Below are 16,369 nucleotides of genomic sequence, written 5' to 3'. Positions count from 1 at the left end.
ACGATCTGTATTCGATTTGACAATATGTTTAAAAAGGAGTTGATCTTTTTAGTTAAAAGCATAAGTACTGTTAGAAGAATGGAGATATGGTTTGTGCTATAAAAAAATGCATGCTACGGGATACATACGATTATACAGTTTACGAACACAAAAAAGTTAAACACGATCATGATAAAATTAGTCAAAGTAATACTATGGAGTACAATTATGCTCATGCATTTGCATAGCTATGGACAGGAGCAGCATAAGTTGTTTGATAGTTTGATGTTTAGCAATGCTTCGGCAACTTCAAATGTACAGATCAAAGGTCATAGCCATAACGACTATGAACAGCATATTCCTTTTTACACGGCTTACTATGCAGGTATGGAATCTATAGAAGCGGATGTGTTTCTTAGGAACGGGGTCTTATATGTTGCTCATAATAAAAATGAGATCAAAAAAGATCGGACTTTGTCATCCCTTTATCTGGATCCGATCATCCGTATGATGAAAACGCATGACGGTCATATCTTTCAAGATAAGAACAAAAAAATGCAGTTGATGATTGATATTAAAGAAGATTATGTGCATGCCTTGGACAACTTGATCAAATTAATTTCAACACATGGAGAAGTATTTGATACGAGTAAAAATCCGAATGCTGTAAAAATAGTGATCAGCGGTGATCGCCCTGTTCCTGCAGATTTTAAAAAGTATCCAAAATGGTTGTTTTTTGATGGGTTGGTTGATCAAACGTATACTGCAGATCAATGGAAACGTGTTGCGATGATCAGCGCCGATCTAAAGGATTATACCAATTGGAATGGCAAAGGAACGCCTATTCCTGAAGATAAAGCTAAAATCAAAGCTGCGATAGCTATTGCAGAGCAACAACAGCTTCCTTTTCGTTTTTGGGATAACCACGATAGCCCCAATACTTGGCAGGAGCTAAATAAGTTAGGTGTCTACTGGATCAATACAGACCAGCCCGAAGCTTTATCCCGATTTATTGATCGAATGCCCTATGAACAGTTTCGTCTAACAGAGCCGCAGCAGGTTTATACTCCTTCTTATCAGGTCGATGATACAGATACTGATATCCGTAAAGTGATCTTACTGATTGGCGATGGAATGGGTTTGGCGCAGGTTAAAGCGGCCATGGCTGTAAATCGAGGATTACTCCATATGTCGACGATGCGTAAGATTGGTATTTCGAGGACAGAGGCAGCTAATTCTGACAATACGGATTCTGCAGCTGGAGGTTCTGCACTTGCTACTGGGAAGAAAACAAACAACAGAAGTATTGCCGTTGATACACTAGGAAAGCCAATGACGAGTTTGGCGGATACGCTTCAAAAAATGGGTTGGGGAACAGCTATTTTATCAACAGGTGACTTAACAGATGCTACTCCTGCTGTTTTTTATGCACATGTTGCCGAACGAGATTCTTCGAAAGTGATTGCAGCTCAGGCGCTAGATGCTCCATTCTCCATCTTAGCTGGTGGCACACCGGGATGGTTTAAAGGAGAGGCTGCACAGCAGTATCGCACTTCTATGCAACAAAAAGGGATAGCTTATGGTCAAACTCCTCAGTTGCAATCAGCTGCCAAAAAGCAGATTCTGTTTTTAGATGCTACTTATACAAAACCGATTAAAGATGGTCGTACACAAGTGCTAAGTCAATTGTTGCGTGAAAGCTTAACCGTATTGGATAAACAACATGACCGTTTCTTTATTATGGCTGAAGGTGCACAAATAGATTATGGGGGGCATGCCAACGATCTTCCTTATGTGATTTCAGAGACATTGGATTTTGATCTTGCAGTAGGAGAGGCTTTACGTTATGCAGACCAAGATGGTCATACACTTGTTATCGTAACTGCAGACCATGAAACTGGGGGGTTGACATTATTGGACAGTGATGAAAAGAATGGTTATGTACGTGGAAATTTTAGTAGTAACGATCATACGAGTGTTCCCGTTCCCGTATTTATTTATGGCCCTAAATCCGATAAACTGACAGGTTATTACCCCAATACAGAACTGTTTCATCGTATATTAAAAATAGTAAAATAACGCTTTTGATTAAGAATTTACGTTTATCAAGGGTCACTATTTTTAGTATTCTTTGTTTATCTTCGCTTTTGTTATTTCCTTTAACCAAAGGAAGCAGAAGACAATTTTAAACATGAAAATAACCGAAATAGAAATTTATCGTTTGCGTATTCCGATGGAGCCTTTTGTTATTGCTACAGGTACCATGGACTATGCACAGAACACATTTATTCGTATACATACGGATGAGAACATCTTTGGTGTCGGCGAATGTTCTGCTTTCCCTATGATCGTAGGAGAAACACAGGATACTTGTTTAGTTCTTGCGCGTGATTTTGCGAAAATTTGGAAAGGAAAAGATCCATTACAGATCGAAGAACGATTGGCGGAGCTGGATCTGTATATTGCCGGGAATAAGACCATCAAGTCAGCATTTGACAATGCCTTATATGATCTAGCTGCGAAGCATGCCGGACTACCTTTGTATAAATTCTTGAAGGGGACGCCTAGAGAGATTGTAACCGACATAACATTAGGTATTGCATCTCCGGAAGAAATGGCTATAAAAGCGAAGGAGTTGTATGATGCAGGTGCAGTGATGTTAAAAGTAAAACTAGGAAAAGATCCTAAAACGGATATTGCACGTATTCGTGAGATTAGGAAAGCTGTTGGTTTTGATATGCCGATCCGTATAGATGCCAATCAGGGTTGGTCATATGCGGGAGCTGTTGAAGCTTTGCAAGGTTTGGAACCGTTCAAAATCCAATTTTGCGAACAGCCAATGCGGACTTATCTCGATCATTTACTTCCGCAGTTGCGTACCGAAACCACGGTATTGATTATGGCTGATGAATCGGTGTATTCACATCATGATGCAGAACGTTTATGTCGAGAAGATGCTTGTGATTATATCAATATTAAATTTTCAAAATCTGGAGGAATTCATGAAGCCCTGAAAATCGCTGCGGTAGCTGCGGAGTTTAATATTGCTTGTATGATCGGTGGTATGTTAGAAAGTCGATTAGCTTTGGCGGCAAAGGTACATTTTGCGTATGCTGCTCCTAACGTGAAATTTTATGATTTGGATACCTGCATGGTTGGTCATTTGGAAGATCCGGTTATTGGTGGTATTCAATATAATGGCTATCATATTCATATTTCGGACGAATTGGGTATTGGTGCGGACATGAAGCAAGAGTTTTTGGATAAGTGTGAACGTTGGGTGATTTAAATTACTGTTGAAGGTGAAATTCTATTTTTCTTTTATTAAGGTTAAATAGATAATATTTTCATTGCTATTCGTTCTTTTCCAAGATTCTTTATTATTGATCCATAATTTTTGTATTTCATTGCTTGTGTTAAATTCGACATCAATGGTATCTATAATTGTTTGACTCCAATTGATTATCGTTCTTGATTTATTATTTGTTTTCTGGTTATTTAAGGAAATCTGAATACCAAATTCATTTTGATTTTTAGTAAAAATGAAAAAACCTTTAGGGTAATCAGAATTGGGATTATAGACTTTTGTAGGAATATGATCGTTCACATAATAAAGGTGAATATTTTCGGCTTTGTAAGCGTGCTCGTATGCAGGGTATAACAAATCGTTTTGATGTTTATCTACTAGCGAAAGAACTAGGTTAGTTCTAATTAGATCCTTGGACATACAACAATCTTCTCCTTTACAAGAAAACAACAAAAATACAGTGCTGAATAATAAGGAAAGGATTATAATTTTTTTCATTTAATTGGTTTATTTTCTAGTAAAACGTCGGTTTCTTTGTGGTTGCGACAGAAATATAGTAAATAATATTCAGTATCTTTGCAACACTTATTATTTTATTAAAAAGTAACAAAATATTATGAGTTCACAAAAAGGTCCTATTTCTCAGTTTATTGAGAAAAATTACCTTCACTTCAATGCTGCGGCATTGGTAGATGCTGCCAAAGGTTATGAGGCCCATCTATTGGAAGGTGGTAAAATGTTAATTTCTTTAGGTGGTGCGATGAGTACTGCTGAATTGGGAATTTCTTTGGCTGAAATGATTCGTCAAGATAAAGTACATATCATTTCATGTACAGGTGCGAATTTGGAAGAAGATGTGATGAATTTAGTGGCGCACTCACATTATAAGCGCGTTCCGAACTACCGTGATTTGACTCCAGAGCAAGAAAGAGAATTATTAGATCAACATTATAACCGTGTAACAGATACTTGTATACCGGAAGAGGAAGCTTTCCGTCGGTTACAAAAGCATTTGGAAGATGTATGGCATGCCGCTGAAGCAAAAGGTGAGCGTTATTTACCACATGAATTTTTATACCAAGTTGTCAACTCTGGTGTTTTAGCACAATATTATGAAATTGATCCTAAAGATTCTTGGATTGTTGCTGCAGCAGAGAAAAACTTACCTATTATCTGTCCAGGATGGGAAGATTCGACGACTGGTAATATTTTTACAGCCAATGTAATCAAAGGTAATCTAAATGTGCATACCGTAAAATCTGGTATTGAATATATGATTTATTTGACAGAGTGGTATCGTGCTAATTCTGCTGGTAAAGGTGTTGGTTTCTTCCAAATTGGTGGTGGTATTTCTGGTGATTTCCCTATTTGTGTGGTTCCGATGATGTATCAAGATTTAGAATGGGAAGATGTTCCTTTCTGGTCTTACTTCTGTCAAATTTCGGATTCGACGACTTCTTATGGTTCGTATTCTGGTGCGGTTCCAAATGAAAAAATTACTTGGGGTAAATTGGATATCGATACACCAAAATTTGTGGTTGAATCTGATGCAACAATTGTTGCTCCTTTGATTTTTGCTTATATATTAGGCAACTAATTAAAACATATGTCGAGTTTACTGACTTCAGATCCTATTGCTTTACAAGTATTTATGTCCGAGACTATTTTTGCAACAGCGGATGCTATAGGGGTATTGAAAGATAATGCTGAAGTCTTGACTCAACCACATATTCCGCAACAGACTTCTGCTCATCAAGAGTCTGTTGCGGAATTTATATTCCAAGGATCGAAAGAGAAAGGTATTCTTTTTATTTTGCGTTATGCTGATTTCCCTTACTTCTCTCCCGAAGCCGAGGATGCTTTTATTAAAACGATTGCTGCATTGAAATTAACCCTTGCTGATGTTGCTGTTGTTAATTTGGCAAATGCACATAACCCGAATGAATTCAAGCGAATTATGGAATTCTTTAGTCCAAAGAAGATTATTCTTTTAGGAGTGGAGCCAAAATCTTTGCAACTTCCTGCTATTGCGCATAATTCTTATATGCATGGACGTGTCGCTACAGTATTTAATACCTTTAGCTTTGAAGAGATGTTTGTCGATCTTACTAAGAAAAAAGCTTTTTGGACTGAATTTAAATCGCTTATTCAGCATCAAAATTAGAAGAGAAATTAAAGTCTTTTATTTTTCTTTTTATAATTTCTACATTTGAGTTGGTTTACAGCTTTAGCTTGTACAACAAAATTCTTACTACTAGATACTAAAGAAATAATGATTGAACTTATTTTTGCGACAAATAATGCACATAAACTTGAGGAGGTACAGGCGATCATCGGAAACAAATTTTTACTCAAATCTTTAGCGGATATTGATTGTTATGATGATATTCCGGAGACAGGTGATACCTTCCATGAAAATGCAAAACAGAAAACAGATTACTTAGTGGAAAGATACGCTGGTTTGAATTGTTTTGGAGATGACTCAGGTCTGGAAATAACAGCTTTAAACGGTGAACCTGGAGTTTATTCGGCGCGTTATTCAGGATCCCGAGATATGGAGCAAAATATCAATTTAGTTCTGGAAAAGTTGGAAGGGATATCTGATTGTCGAGCACGATTTATTACCGTAATTTCGCTTTTTTTAAATAAACAGCAATATTTCTTTGAAGGAACGATTGAAGGAACTATTCTTTCGGAACGAAAAGGTGTTGATGGTTTTGGTTACGATCCTATTTTTATTCCAAATGGCTATACCAAAACATTTGCAGAAATGACAGCCGAAGAGAAAAATAAAATTAGTCACCGTGCTATTGCTGTACAAAAATTAGCGGCGTTCTTATATAAACTTTCATGAATATAAAACGTATTTTTTTTAAGAATAAGAATTTCAAATTCGGGTATTATGTGCAAGCCATATTAAGGGAGTATTCGCTTTTGTCGTATTATAGATTAAAAAGAACGCGATTAAAGAATTCTATACATTTATTTGATCCAGTGGTTGTGCGATCACGTTTGGATTATTACAATAAATTGAATGAACATGCTACTTTAGGAATTGGCGCTTGTCAGTTAAAAGATATTAAAAGACCAAAAAAAAGAACGCCTTACTATTTTGATTTGAAAGCTTATCTTCGCTATTTTGATCAAAAACTAAAGCTTGAAATGATACCCGGAGATGTCATTGTGATTCCTGAAACTCCAGCCATTGTGAAAAGTAGACCAATAATGGGAAGTAATCGAAATGCTGTGCTGTTGAATTTGGATAAGACACGCCATTTTAATTTTATACAGGATCACATCTGTTATAGGGATAAAAAAAATATATTGCTGGGACGTGCTTCGGTATACCAAGAACATCGATCTCGGTTTTATGATCTGTATTTTGATCATCCGATGTGCGATCTTGGGGATGTCTCAAAGAAACATCAGGATTCGCCTTGGTTTAAATCAGCTATCCGTATTAGCGATCATCTGCAATATAAATTTATTCTGGCTCTCGAAGGAAATGATGTAGCGACGAATCTAAAATGGATCATGTCTTCCAACTCGATCGCAGTGATGCCAACACCAAAATATGAAACTTGGTTTATGGAAGGTTTGTTATTGCCTGATGTCCATTATATTCATATTCGGGATGATTACTCGGATTTAGAAGAGAAATTGAATTATTATATTGCACATCCAGAAAAAGCGGAGGAGATTATCATGCATGCACATGCATTTGTTCAACAATTTCAAAATCATAAATTGGAAGATCTCATTTCCATTATGGTTTTGGAGAAATATTTTGAAAAAACAGGGCAAAGGGTTACTCCATTATAATCCGAGTTGTTTTCCTATTACTTGCTGAGGAGTTATAAAGCAATACATGAACTTTTGAAATTGTATAAATTTAACCTTGAATCTTGTAAGTATAGCGATTTTTCAATGCTTAATTTTGTTCTATAATTTTAAGTACTGGAATAATCACTAAAATACAGGTTATGTTTTTAATAAGATATTTTATACTCTTCGTTGGTTTGTTTTTCTTTTCACTGAATTCATTTGCACAAGAACAACATAACAGTACACATACCACAGCATCCGTTTATGTATGTCCGATGCATCCTGAGGAGACTTCCTCGAAACCAGGTATATGTCCGAAATGCAGTATGGAGCTAATCAAAAAAGAAGGACGTATGCAGGACTCGATGTCTCATCATACTGTTACCGATAATCCTTATTTGGGAAATAACAATCGCTATAGTAGCTTTCAAAATTTTGCTATTCCAGTGCTAAGACCAACTACAGATCCTTCCAGAATTCCACCATTTACCTTAGCGAATCTTGAAAAGGATATAGAGACGAAGTCTATAGAGGGGGCTCGTGCAGGTTTGCATTTACCGAAAGGAACTCCAGATGTTAAGACCATTCGTTATGATTTATTTGTGTCAGATTCCACCGTTAACTTTACGGGTAAAAAGCGGAGAGCGATTGCTGTGAATGGTAGTCTCCCAGCACCACCATTGGTATTTACTGTTGGAGATACGGCATTGATTTATGTTCATAACAACAGTGATGAACCAACGAGTATACATTGGCATGGAATATTTCTGCCAAATCGAATGGATGGGGTCGCGCATTTAACACAACACCCAATACCTCCTCATCAAACTTATGTGTATAAATTTCCAGTGTTGCAGGATGGAACTTTTTGGTATCATAGCCACTTCTCCTTGCAGGAACAAATCGGTCTATATGGTGCTTTGATTTTTAATAAACGAACGGAACCTGATATTCCAACCATACCAGTTGTTTTGAGTGATTGGAGTGATATGAATCCGCATGAGATCAATCGTAGTTTACATGCGGGGAATGATTGGTTTGCCATAAAAAAGAAAGCTACCCAGAGCTATAGTGAGGCTATCAAAGCAGGACGCTTAGGAGTCAAATTGACAAATGAATGGAAACGGATGACTGCGATGGATGTGAGTGATGTGTATTATGAGAAGTTTTTACTTAATGGTACTCCAGCACAGCACTTGTCTCAATTTAAAGCCGGAGATGAAGTTCGATTACGTATTGTCAATGGTAGTGCATCGACTTATTTTTGGTTGAGTTTTGCTGGGGGTAAATTGAAAGTTATTGCTAATGATGGTAATGATGTGACTCCTGTAGAGGTCAATCGGATGTTAATTGCTCCTTCTGAGACCTATGATTTGATCGTAAAAATTCCGGATAATATGAAATATGAGTTTTTGGCTACAGCCGAAGATCGGACAAATCATGCTTCGTTATGGTTAGGGTCTGGTATGGAAATACCAGCTGGAAAACTGCCTAAGTTGGCCTATTTCGAGGGGATGAAAATGATGAATGGCATGATGAAAATGAATGGTGATATGAAGCCAATGGGACATGAGATGAGTTTACAGCAGGTAGATATGAATGCTGTCATGTATCCAGAGCTGAAAAAATCTACTGAAACAGCTCATCATAGTCTGCATACGGGAAAAGTATATGTATGTCCAATGCATCCTGATGTTGTTTCTAATCAACCAGGTACTTGTTCGAAATGTGGAATGGAATTGGAATTAAAGAAGGAATCTGCTGGGACAGGGAATTCACACAACCATGTTGATGTAGATACGAGTGGGTTGGTGACGTTGAACTATAACATGTTGGAGTCGGTGGAGAAAACAACTTTACCTACTGGAAGTTGGAAAGAGTTGAATTTTGAGTTGACGGGGAATATGAATCGCTATGTGTGGACCTTAAATAATAAAACGGTTTCTGAATCAGATAAAATTTTGATTAAACGAGGTGAAAATGTTCGAATCAAATTGTATAATAATTCCATGATGCGCCATCCGATGCATCTCCATGGACATGATTTTAGATTAATCAACCAATATGGAGAACGTTCACCTCTTAAGAATGTAGTGGATATTATGCCGATGGAAACGTTGACACTAGAATTTGCGGCTACGGAAGATGGTGACTGGTTTTTTCATTGTCATATTCTTTACCATATGATGAGTGGTATGGGACGTATATTCACTTATGAGAATTCTGAAGCAAACCCAGAGATTCATGATCCTATAGAGGCTTATAAAATGGTGAAAATGGATGATCGTATGTTTACTTTAGCGGGTGAAGCAAGTGTGCAAAGTAATGGTACGGAAGGGTTGGTGACTTATAGTAATACGCGTTGGCAGGTGTCTCAAATGTGGAATGTTGGTTACCAAGCTACACATGGTTATGAAAGTGAAATAACAGTTGGGCGCTTTGTTGATAAAATGCAATATTTGATGCCTTATGTCGGCTTTGATTACCATTACAAAAAAATAACGGATTATGAAAAGAACTTGTTCGGTAATCCTGAACGGAATATGTTTGGTCAGAAGGCGAATAAAAATAACCGAAAGGTTCCTGTATTCGGTATTGCTTACACCTTACCTTGGTTAGTTACGGCTGATATGCGTGTAGATACGAACGGAAAGTTACGTTTTCAATTGGGAAGGGAAGATATCCCTTTAACTCCTCGGTTACGGATGAATTGGATGCTGAACACAGATAAGGAATATGCAATTGGTTCTCGTTATATATTAACGAAATATATTTCGTTAGGCGCACACTATGACAGTGACATGGGGCTAGGTGCTGGTTTGGTATTCACTTATTGATAAAATTTATCTCATCATATGATGGGATAAATTTTGATTTTTATGCTAAGATTACTAATCTTAGCATTTTCTCTAAAATGCTGGTCTAATTACCATGGTCTTTCGATGACCACAGCACATTAAACAATAGCTATTTTTTTGTAATCGATGGCTGCAGTTTTAAAGGAGCTTCCTTTTTTGCGGCTTCTTGTTGGAGATTTGTAGAGTCTACCTTTGTTGTGCCTTTTTGTATCCCTGTTGGAGCTTTTGTGTCAATAACTTTGTCTTTCATCTCCTTTTTTACAGATGTGGAGTCGACTGTTGTTTTGTCCTTTTGTATCTCTACTGCTGTATTTTCTTCTAGAATTGGAGTAATCTTTTTCTTTTCTTGACCTTTACTGTTTCCTTGTTTCAGATCAGTCTCTTTATTTTCTGGGTCAGGAGTTTTAACTTTTGTTTGGGAAATATCACGTTTTCGATTTAATAAATCTTCTTTAGATTTCGGACGATCTTCAGGTTTCCAAATAAAACCAGGTAAAAATTCCTTTTCTTGCGTTAATTGTGCAATAGGGTATACTTTGCCATCTACTTTTCTGATGGATACATATTCTTTCAACTTATTGTTTTCCATGTATATCTTAATGCGACTGCTTCGATCATGAAATAATTCTGTTGCTACATTTGTCTCTTCATTAATCACGTAAATAATGTTTTCGGCATTGCCATCTACAAACATGCGCTCTAATCTGTTTTTATCAAAGAATCCAGTAATTTTACGCCCTTTCAGTTGGTTGTATTTGGCAGAGTCTAGTGTTGAATTTACCATAAAAGCATTGCCAACAAGTAGGGTATTATCCAGCTTTTGATTAACGAATTGTAGGTAGATTGTGTCTGCAGATATTTGTGATTTTTCTGCCCATATCATTGGCTTACCCATTAATCGGAACATGGAGTCAGCCATACCGTAATATACAGAATCTGCTACTGCCTGAAAGTCAGATTTGAACATGCGGACATTATGATAAGCCTTAACAATACGAGTCTTTGTTATATCCACAGGTGCATTTGCGTTTTCTTCTTTATTTTTAGCTGATGCGAGTGCTTTATTAAAAATTTGCGTACTAAAATCTGCCTTTGGAACAATCGCATTTTTCCGTAAGATACTATCGGCTTTACTATTTTTCTCTAATTCAAAGCGGTTCAAATCTTTTATCTCTCCTCTTGAAGGTTGTTTGTTATTACTAGCTTGAGGTGTTATTTCTTTTTTGACTTCTTTTTTAACAGTTTGCTTTGTATCTGATGACTTGCCTTTTACTTTCTTCTGTAAAGAATCTTTCGTAATAACTGTTTTTCCTAATGAATCTGTTTGCAAACTCGAACCATTAGTTCCCTCATTGAAAGAAGTTTCAGGACTATCACTATCATCATCACCATAATCTTCTTCGACTTCTACATCCAATGCGCCACCATCTCGACTTAGGTGGAAATTTTTAGCAATATAAGCACTGCGTAAAATCATTTTTGAAAAGAGTGTGTCAGCAGTCATGAATATAGAATCCATTTGTGTAGATTCTTTGGGTAAAGCCTCACTTTCTATCTTGAGCGTTTTATCTTTAGATTCTTCGCTCTCTTTTGCAACGATTTCAGTTTTAACGTTTTTATCAGTTTTTTCTTTTTTCTTTACTTCTTTAGTGGAAGTCGAGCTCTTTTTTGAAGGCGCGGTAACTGTAGGCTCATTTTGAGTACTATCTTTTTTCACTACGGTAATCACTAAAGGTTTATCCGTCATGGTAATGGATTCATCCGATTCCTGGTAAAATCCTTTGTCTCCGTAGACATAGAATTTATCTAATGTATCAATAAAAACAACATTCTTGATCGCTTGTCCTTCTCCCGTACTTCGGTTATAATGTAAGATGTCTCCTTTTAACATTTTACTGCCTTCCGTGTATAAATTGTTTTTCGTGAAGTTTGCTATACCAGTTGATGTATTGTAATCACCTTTCTCTGTGTACAAATTCTCTCCTTTATTCCCTTTGATATTGGTTGGTGTATAGAAATATGTCATACTACTCGGTGAATTATACTTCATCGAATCAGTAAAAATCTTAACATTTTGAGAACGTACCACGACTTTTTTATTGAAAAATGCATCCTGTGTATTTTCAAAATAGGTGGCGTTTGTGCTGGTGATGGTATCGGTACCACTTGTGATACGTCCTCCTCCATAGTAATTACCAACACTGCTTCTCATGTTATATTCCAGATGATTGGTCGTTAACACGGAAGAGCGACTGACCATTCTTACATTTCTGGTTAAAGTCGCGTTTTGGGAAGCAGCATCGTAATGCAATTTATCTGCGAATATTTGCGTTCCTGTCGGTTGTGTGATGATAACATTGCTGTAGGCTTCAAAATATTGTCTTCCTATATCATCCTTGTGTAAATATCCGCTATCTGCAGAAAGTGTCGATCCTTTATGTTCGTACACAGGTCTGTAAAACATAGCATTTCCAGTTTTGGCATTGAGAACACTATAAGAAGATGAAAGCAAACGAAGTTCATCCTGCTGCTGTGCAGATGCTATCATAAGGCCCATCACCAGAAATATAAAAGATAAAAAGTACTGTTTCACAAAGGCAAAAATATGTATTTTAAAGTGAACTTGTTGATTATTGGTAAATTTTCATTTAAACAAATATAGGCTCTCAAAATATACTGTACCTTTGTTATATGAATTTGCTGGAGAGACTGACATTTTTTATTCAAAATAATGGCCTTTTTGAGGCTAATGATAAGATACTGTTGACAGTAAGTGGTGGACGGGACTCGATGTTAATGACATTTTTATTAACTAAAGCTGGATATAAAGTAGCAATTGCACATTGTAATTTTCAACTGCGAGGGACTGAGTCTGATCTGGATGAAAGTTTGGTCAGAAGTTTCGCCGAGGAACATGGAATCCCTTTTTATGTAAAACATTTTGAAACTACGCAGATTGCCCTCGAAAGAGGGATTTCAATCCAAATGGCGGCAAGAGAACTGCGGTATAATTGGTTTGAACAATTGCGTATTGCTATTGGTTATGACAAAATCGCTATTGCACATCATCTGAATGATCATATTGAAACAGTCTTGCTTAACCTTTTGCGCGGAACCGGTCTCCAAGGTTTACAAGGAATCCAGCTTAAGCGAGATAAATTAATTCGTCCTTTATTATTTTTAAAAGCAGAAGAAGTACTGCGATATGTACAAGAGTATCAAATCCCATATCGAGATGATCAATCAAATTTCTCTACGAAATATGCTCGAAATAAAGTACGTATTGATATTATACCGCAATTCAAAAAGATGCAACCAGATTTTGAAAGTATCTTTGAACAGAATATTATACATTTTAAAGAAAGTTATACTTTATTACAGCAATTTATAAATCCTATTCGTCAGTCTCTTTTTAGAAAGGAATATGATGAATGGACGGTTGAAAAGGCAGAGCTTAATCTCTATATCCATGATCTACCCTTGCTTTATGAATTGTTTTCAACATTTGGTTTTACCAAAAATGTATTGGCTGATTTACAGTCTTGTTGGGATAAAGAATCTGGTCGGTTATTTCAATCGGAGTGCTATGATTTGTTGTTGGATCGTGATTTTTTAATCATTCGCGAAAAGGAATATAAACAACAGGATGAAACGGTTATCACTTCTGAAACAAAATCTGTATCTTGGAGGAATGCTTGTTTTACCTGTGATTATTCTGTCGATCTTTCGATTGTTAAGGATAAACAGATCGCAAAAATCGATGCTGATCTATTGATCTTTCCTTTAACATTACGTTCCTGGAAGACTGGAGACTTTTTTTACCCTTTAGGAATGACAGGTAGAAAGAAGTTGAGTGATCTGTTTACTAATTACAAAGTGAATATCTTTGAAAAGGAAAATGTCCCAATTTTAGTAAATGGAAATGGTGACATTATCTGGGTGGTAAACTATCAACTTGATGATCGTTATAAAATAAGTAGTAATACAAAAAAAGTGTTTATTTTAGTTTGTAAATAGTATGATGAAAGAAGGACTTCTTTATACAGAAAATCAATATTTAGGAAGAGACAAAGTATGGATAAGTGTACGTTTAGTACTTGCGCTATTTTGTTTTACTGCAGTTTATTTAAATATTGATCAATTAATTTCGAGTCAATTATTTTTGTTGGTAGGGATTGCTATCATCATTACATCAGTTATCATGATGTATATGTTGTTGTACCGCATTGAAGTGTTTGAAGGCAAGATTATGCTTAGTGGATTGTGGACAACACGTCTGGTTAAAATTGAATTGAGCTCTATCGTGAAAGTGGAAAAAAAACCTTTCAGTAATTTTTTCTTTAATAATCCAGTTTATAATCTACATATCAATGGTAAAATTAAGTTTTATGCAGGTGGTAAAGATGCGGTATGGTTAACGGATGAGGATGGCCTGGTTTATGTAATTGGCACCCAACGTCAGGAAGAATTGTTTAGAGCTGTGCAACAAGCAAAATTGAATAAGGGAAACTCTTAAAAATTGTTAAAATCAAATTACTGACATTCTGAAGACAACTCTTTTAAGAGAGATTGGTTAAATTTGATAAAATGACACAGATATAAGTTATGGTAGGGTTATTAAAATTTTTATTGATCGCATTCGCTGTTTGGTATTTGGTTAAATTATTAATTCGATTATTTCTACCATTTGCGATGCGCAAAGCTGCAGAAACGTTAATGAAAAAAGCGCAGCAACAAGGTGGGTCTACCTATACAAATGAGGGAGGCACTTTTCATTATGAAACATTTGGTCAGCATAATACACGTTCGCAATCTACACGAGCAAATGAAGGGAGTGTATCTGTAGATTATGTACCACCCAAACAAGATCATAAAAGAAAAGTAGCAGATGATGCTGGTGAGTTTGTCGATTTTGAAGAAATAAAATAAATGAGTTGCTACGCTAAATAGCGTATCTTTGTGCTATGTGGTTGCGTCAGCTTTCGGTTTTAAATTTTAAAAATTATTCAGAATCTTCTCTAGAGTTCCTTCCAGAAGTCAATGCTTTTGCTGGAGATAATGGTGTTGGAAAAACCAACTTATTGGATGCCATCCATTATCTTTCCTTGTGTAAAAGTTATTTTAATCCCGTTGATTCACAACACATCAAGCAGGGGAATGATTGGTTCATGGTGCAGGGAGCTTTCGAGAAAGATGAATATCATGATGTTATCTCCTGTAGCATCAAACGTAATCAGAAAAAACAGTTTAAAAAAAATAAAAAGGATTATCCCAGATTGGCTGATCATATTGGTCAATTTCCTTTGGTGATGATCTCTCCTAATGATAGTATTATTGTTACGGATGGAAGTGAAGAGCGACGCAAGTTTATCGATAATGTCATTTCACAGACGGATAATCAATACTTAGATACCCTTATTGTTTATAATAAAATTATTGCGCAACGTAATATGTTGCTGAAGCAAGCAAGACAAAGTGGGTTTCTAGATTTAGGACTTGTAGAAGTATTAAATATACAGTTGGAAGAAGTGGGCACGCTTATCTATCAAAAACGTGTCTCTTTTATGGCTGAGTTTCAACCTGAGTTTGATCGACATTATTTGTATCTGACTGAAGGTGCAGAAACAGTACAACTTGTATATGACTCGCCTCTGATGCAGGATTCTTTTTTGAATATTTTGGAAAAGAATCTAGAAAAAGATCGTATACTGGAAAGAACTTCACTTGGTATTCATAAAGATGATTTGATTTTTACCATTCATGAGGATATGCCGTTGAAAAAATTTGGTTCACAAGGACAACAAAAATCTTTTCTCATCGCATTGAAATTAGCTCAATACTCGTTTTTGCAACAAAAAAAAGGTTTTAAACCACTTTTATTGCTTGACGATATTTTTGATAAATTGGATGATAAGCGTACTCATAAGTTAATGCAGATGGTTTCTGACGATGAATTTGGACAGATTTTCTTGACAGATACGGATGCAGAAAGAATTCAACGAATTTTTGATGAGATTGCCAGTCCAGTACGTATCTTTGGGATATCAGGAGGTGAAGTTTATGTATAATAAAAAGTATAAAGGTGGATTGGAATATATTCGTTCTAGCGATGATATCACAATCAAAGAGGCAGTTGATAGACTGTTGGATGCCTACAAGCTAAAACGTAAATTTGAAGAAACCTCTATTTTAGCTGTTTGGCCAACGTTGATTGGTAAAGCAATCGCTAATCGAACCAAACAAATCTATATCAAAGACAAAAAGCTTTTTGTAAAAGTTGAATCGGCAGTCATTAAAAATGAACTGGTATTGATGCGTAAGCAAATATTGGGACGTGTGAATGAACATGTGGGGCATGTTATTGTCGAAGAACTAATTGTTCTATAATTGCGTGTTGAAA

14 protein-coding genes are annotated in these 16,369 nt (G+C 36.1%); 12 read left to right on the top strand and 2 right to left on the bottom strand.

Going from position 1 to position 16,369, the window contains the following annotated elements; genetic code table 11:
* The first annotated feature begins 168 nt into the window (after positions 1-168).
* Positions 169-2,058, top strand: a complete 1,890-nt coding sequence (locus LZQ00_RS13145) for an alkaline phosphatase (protein WP_234509739.1) — start codon at positions 169-171, stop codon at positions 2,056-2,058.
* 112 nt (positions 2,059-2,170) lie between these two features.
* A complete protein-coding gene (locus tag LZQ00_RS13140) occupies positions 2,171-3,268 on the top strand; it encodes a mandelate racemase/muconate lactonizing enzyme family protein (protein ID WP_234509738.1) in 1,098 nt (365 codons plus the stop codon).
* Between the two features lie 21 nt (positions 3,269-3,289).
* On the opposite strand, the gene LZQ00_RS13135 is transcribed toward LZQ00_RS13140, so the two are convergent.
* The gene (locus LZQ00_RS13135) at positions 3,290-3,784 is read right to left on the bottom strand and encodes a hypothetical protein (protein ID WP_234509737.1); all 495 of its coding nucleotides are present in this window, start codon (positions 3,782-3,784) and stop codon (positions 3,290-3,292) included.
* A gap of 118 nt (positions 3,785-3,902) precedes the next feature.
* On the opposite strand from LZQ00_RS13135, the gene LZQ00_RS13130 reads away from it, so the two are divergent.
* The 5 genes from LZQ00_RS13130 (at position 3,903) to LZQ00_RS13110 (ending at position 9,948) form a co-directional block, all read left to right on the top strand.
* A complete protein-coding gene (locus LZQ00_RS13130; RefSeq protein WP_234509736.1) occupies positions 3,903-4,883 on the top strand; it encodes a deoxyhypusine synthase family protein in 981 nt (326 codons plus the stop codon).
* A 9-nt stretch (positions 4,884-4,892) separates the two neighbouring features.
* Positions 4,893-5,450 carry a hypothetical protein gene (locus LZQ00_RS13125; protein ID WP_234509735.1) on the top strand — a complete coding sequence of 186 codons (558 nt, stop codon included), beginning with the start codon at positions 4,893-4,895 and terminating at the stop codon, positions 5,448-5,450.
* A 108-nt stretch (positions 5,451-5,558) separates the two neighbouring features.
* Entirely contained in the window at positions 5,559-6,140 is a 582-nt protein-coding gene (gene rdgB / locus LZQ00_RS13120; RefSeq protein WP_234514811.1) for an RdgB/HAM1 family non-canonical purine NTP pyrophosphatase, read from the top strand.
* The gene (locus LZQ00_RS13115) at positions 6,137-7,108 is read left to right on the top strand and encodes a glycosyl transferase family 90 (protein WP_234509734.1); all 972 of its coding nucleotides are present in this window, start codon (positions 6,137-6,139) and stop codon (positions 7,106-7,108) included. The genes rdgB and LZQ00_RS13115 overlap by 4 nt, the downstream gene beginning before the upstream one ends.
* A 161-nt stretch (positions 7,109-7,269) precedes the next feature.
* Positions 7,270-9,948, top strand: coding sequence for a multicopper oxidase domain-containing protein (locus LZQ00_RS13110; RefSeq protein WP_234509733.1), 2,679 nt, complete (start codon positions 7,270-7,272; stop codon positions 9,946-9,948).
* Between the two features lie 130 nt (positions 9,949-10,078).
* Here the strand turns inward: LZQ00_RS13110 and LZQ00_RS13105 are convergent, their stop codons facing one another.
* The gene (locus tag LZQ00_RS13105) at positions 10,079-12,526 is read right to left on the bottom strand and encodes an OstA-like protein (protein WP_234509732.1); all 2,448 of its coding nucleotides are present in this window, start codon (positions 12,524-12,526) and stop codon (positions 10,079-10,081) included.
* 134 nt (positions 12,527-12,660) lie between these two features.
* Between LZQ00_RS13105 and tilS the strand changes: the two genes are divergently transcribed.
* The 5 genes from tilS (at position 12,661) to LZQ00_RS13080 (ending at position 16,356) form a co-directional block, all read left to right on the top strand.
* A complete protein-coding gene (gene tilS / locus LZQ00_RS13100) occupies positions 12,661-13,986 on the top strand; it encodes a tRNA lysidine(34) synthetase TilS (protein WP_234509731.1) in 1,326 nt (441 codons plus the stop codon).
* Position 13,987: 1 nt separating this feature from the next.
* Positions 13,988-14,485 carry a hypothetical protein gene (locus LZQ00_RS13095; RefSeq protein WP_317259281.1) on the top strand — a complete coding sequence of 166 codons (498 nt, stop codon included), beginning with the start codon at positions 13,988-13,990 and terminating at the stop codon, positions 14,483-14,485.
* An 89-nt stretch (positions 14,486-14,574) separates the two neighbouring features.
* Positions 14,575-14,898, top strand: coding sequence for a DUF4834 family protein (locus LZQ00_RS13090; RefSeq protein ID WP_234509730.1), 324 nt, complete (start codon positions 14,575-14,577; stop codon positions 14,896-14,898).
* Between the two features lie 35 nt (positions 14,899-14,933).
* Positions 14,934-16,037, top strand: coding sequence for a DNA replication/repair protein RecF (recF, locus tag LZQ00_RS13085; RefSeq protein ID WP_234509729.1), 1,104 nt, complete (start codon positions 14,934-14,936; stop codon positions 16,035-16,037).
* Positions 16,030-16,356 (top strand): DUF721 domain-containing protein, encoded by a 327-nt coding sequence (locus LZQ00_RS13080; RefSeq protein ID WP_234509728.1) that lies wholly within the window; start codon positions 16,030-16,032, stop codon positions 16,354-16,356. The genes recF and LZQ00_RS13080 overlap by 8 nt, the downstream gene beginning before the upstream one ends.
* The last annotated feature ends 13 nt before the right edge of the window (positions 16,357-16,369 follow it).

The sequence above is a fragment of the Sphingobacterium sp. SRCM116780 genome (assembly GCF_021442025.1).
Taxonomy (GTDB): Bacteria; Bacteroidota; Bacteroidia; order Sphingobacteriales; family Sphingobacteriaceae; genus Sphingobacterium.
This window is presented reverse-complemented; position numbering and strand designations above follow the sequence as displayed.

Bases quoted from the DNA above. Each gene is read 5' to 3' on its own strand.
- LZQ00_RS13145 (WP_234509739.1), top strand. From the start codon at position 169: ATGATAAAATTAGTCAAAGTAATACTATGGAGTACAATTATGCTCATG.
- LZQ00_RS13140 (WP_234509738.1), top strand. From the start codon at position 2,171: ATGAAAATAACCGAAATAGAAATTTATCGTTTGCGTATTCCGATGGAG.
- LZQ00_RS13135 (WP_234509737.1), bottom strand. From the start codon at position 3,784: ATGAAAAAAATTATAATCCTTTCCTTATTATTCAGCACTGTATTTTTG.
- LZQ00_RS13130 (WP_234509736.1), top strand. From the start codon at position 3,903: ATGAGTTCACAAAAAGGTCCTATTTCTCAGTTTATTGAGAAAAATTAC.
- LZQ00_RS13125 (WP_234509735.1), top strand. From the start codon at position 4,893: ATGTCGAGTTTACTGACTTCAGATCCTATTGCTTTACAAGTATTTATG.
- rdgB (WP_234514811.1), top strand. From the start codon at position 5,559: ATGATTGAACTTATTTTTGCGACAAATAATGCACATAAACTTGAGGAG.
- LZQ00_RS13115 (WP_234509734.1), top strand. From the start codon at position 6,137: ATGAATATAAAACGTATTTTTTTTAAGAATAAGAATTTCAAATTCGGG.
- LZQ00_RS13110 (WP_234509733.1), top strand. From the start codon at position 7,270: ATGTTTTTAATAAGATATTTTATACTCTTCGTTGGTTTGTTTTTCTTT.
- LZQ00_RS13105 (WP_234509732.1), bottom strand. From the start codon at position 12,526: ATGGGCCTTATGATAGCATCTGCACAGCAGCAGGATGAACTTCGTTTG.
- tilS (WP_234509731.1), top strand. From the start codon at position 12,661: ATGAATTTGCTGGAGAGACTGACATTTTTTATTCAAAATAATGGCCTT.
- LZQ00_RS13095 (WP_317259281.1), top strand. From the start codon at position 13,988: ATGATGAAAGAAGGACTTCTTTATACAGAAAATCAATATTTAGGAAGA.
- LZQ00_RS13090 (WP_234509730.1), top strand. From the start codon at position 14,575: ATGGTAGGGTTATTAAAATTTTTATTGATCGCATTCGCTGTTTGGTAT.
- recF (WP_234509729.1), top strand. From the start codon at position 14,934: ATGTGGTTGCGTCAGCTTTCGGTTTTAAATTTTAAAAATTATTCAGAA.
- LZQ00_RS13080 (WP_234509728.1), top strand. From the start codon at position 16,030: ATGTATAATAAAAAGTATAAAGGTGGATTGGAATATATTCGTTCTAGC.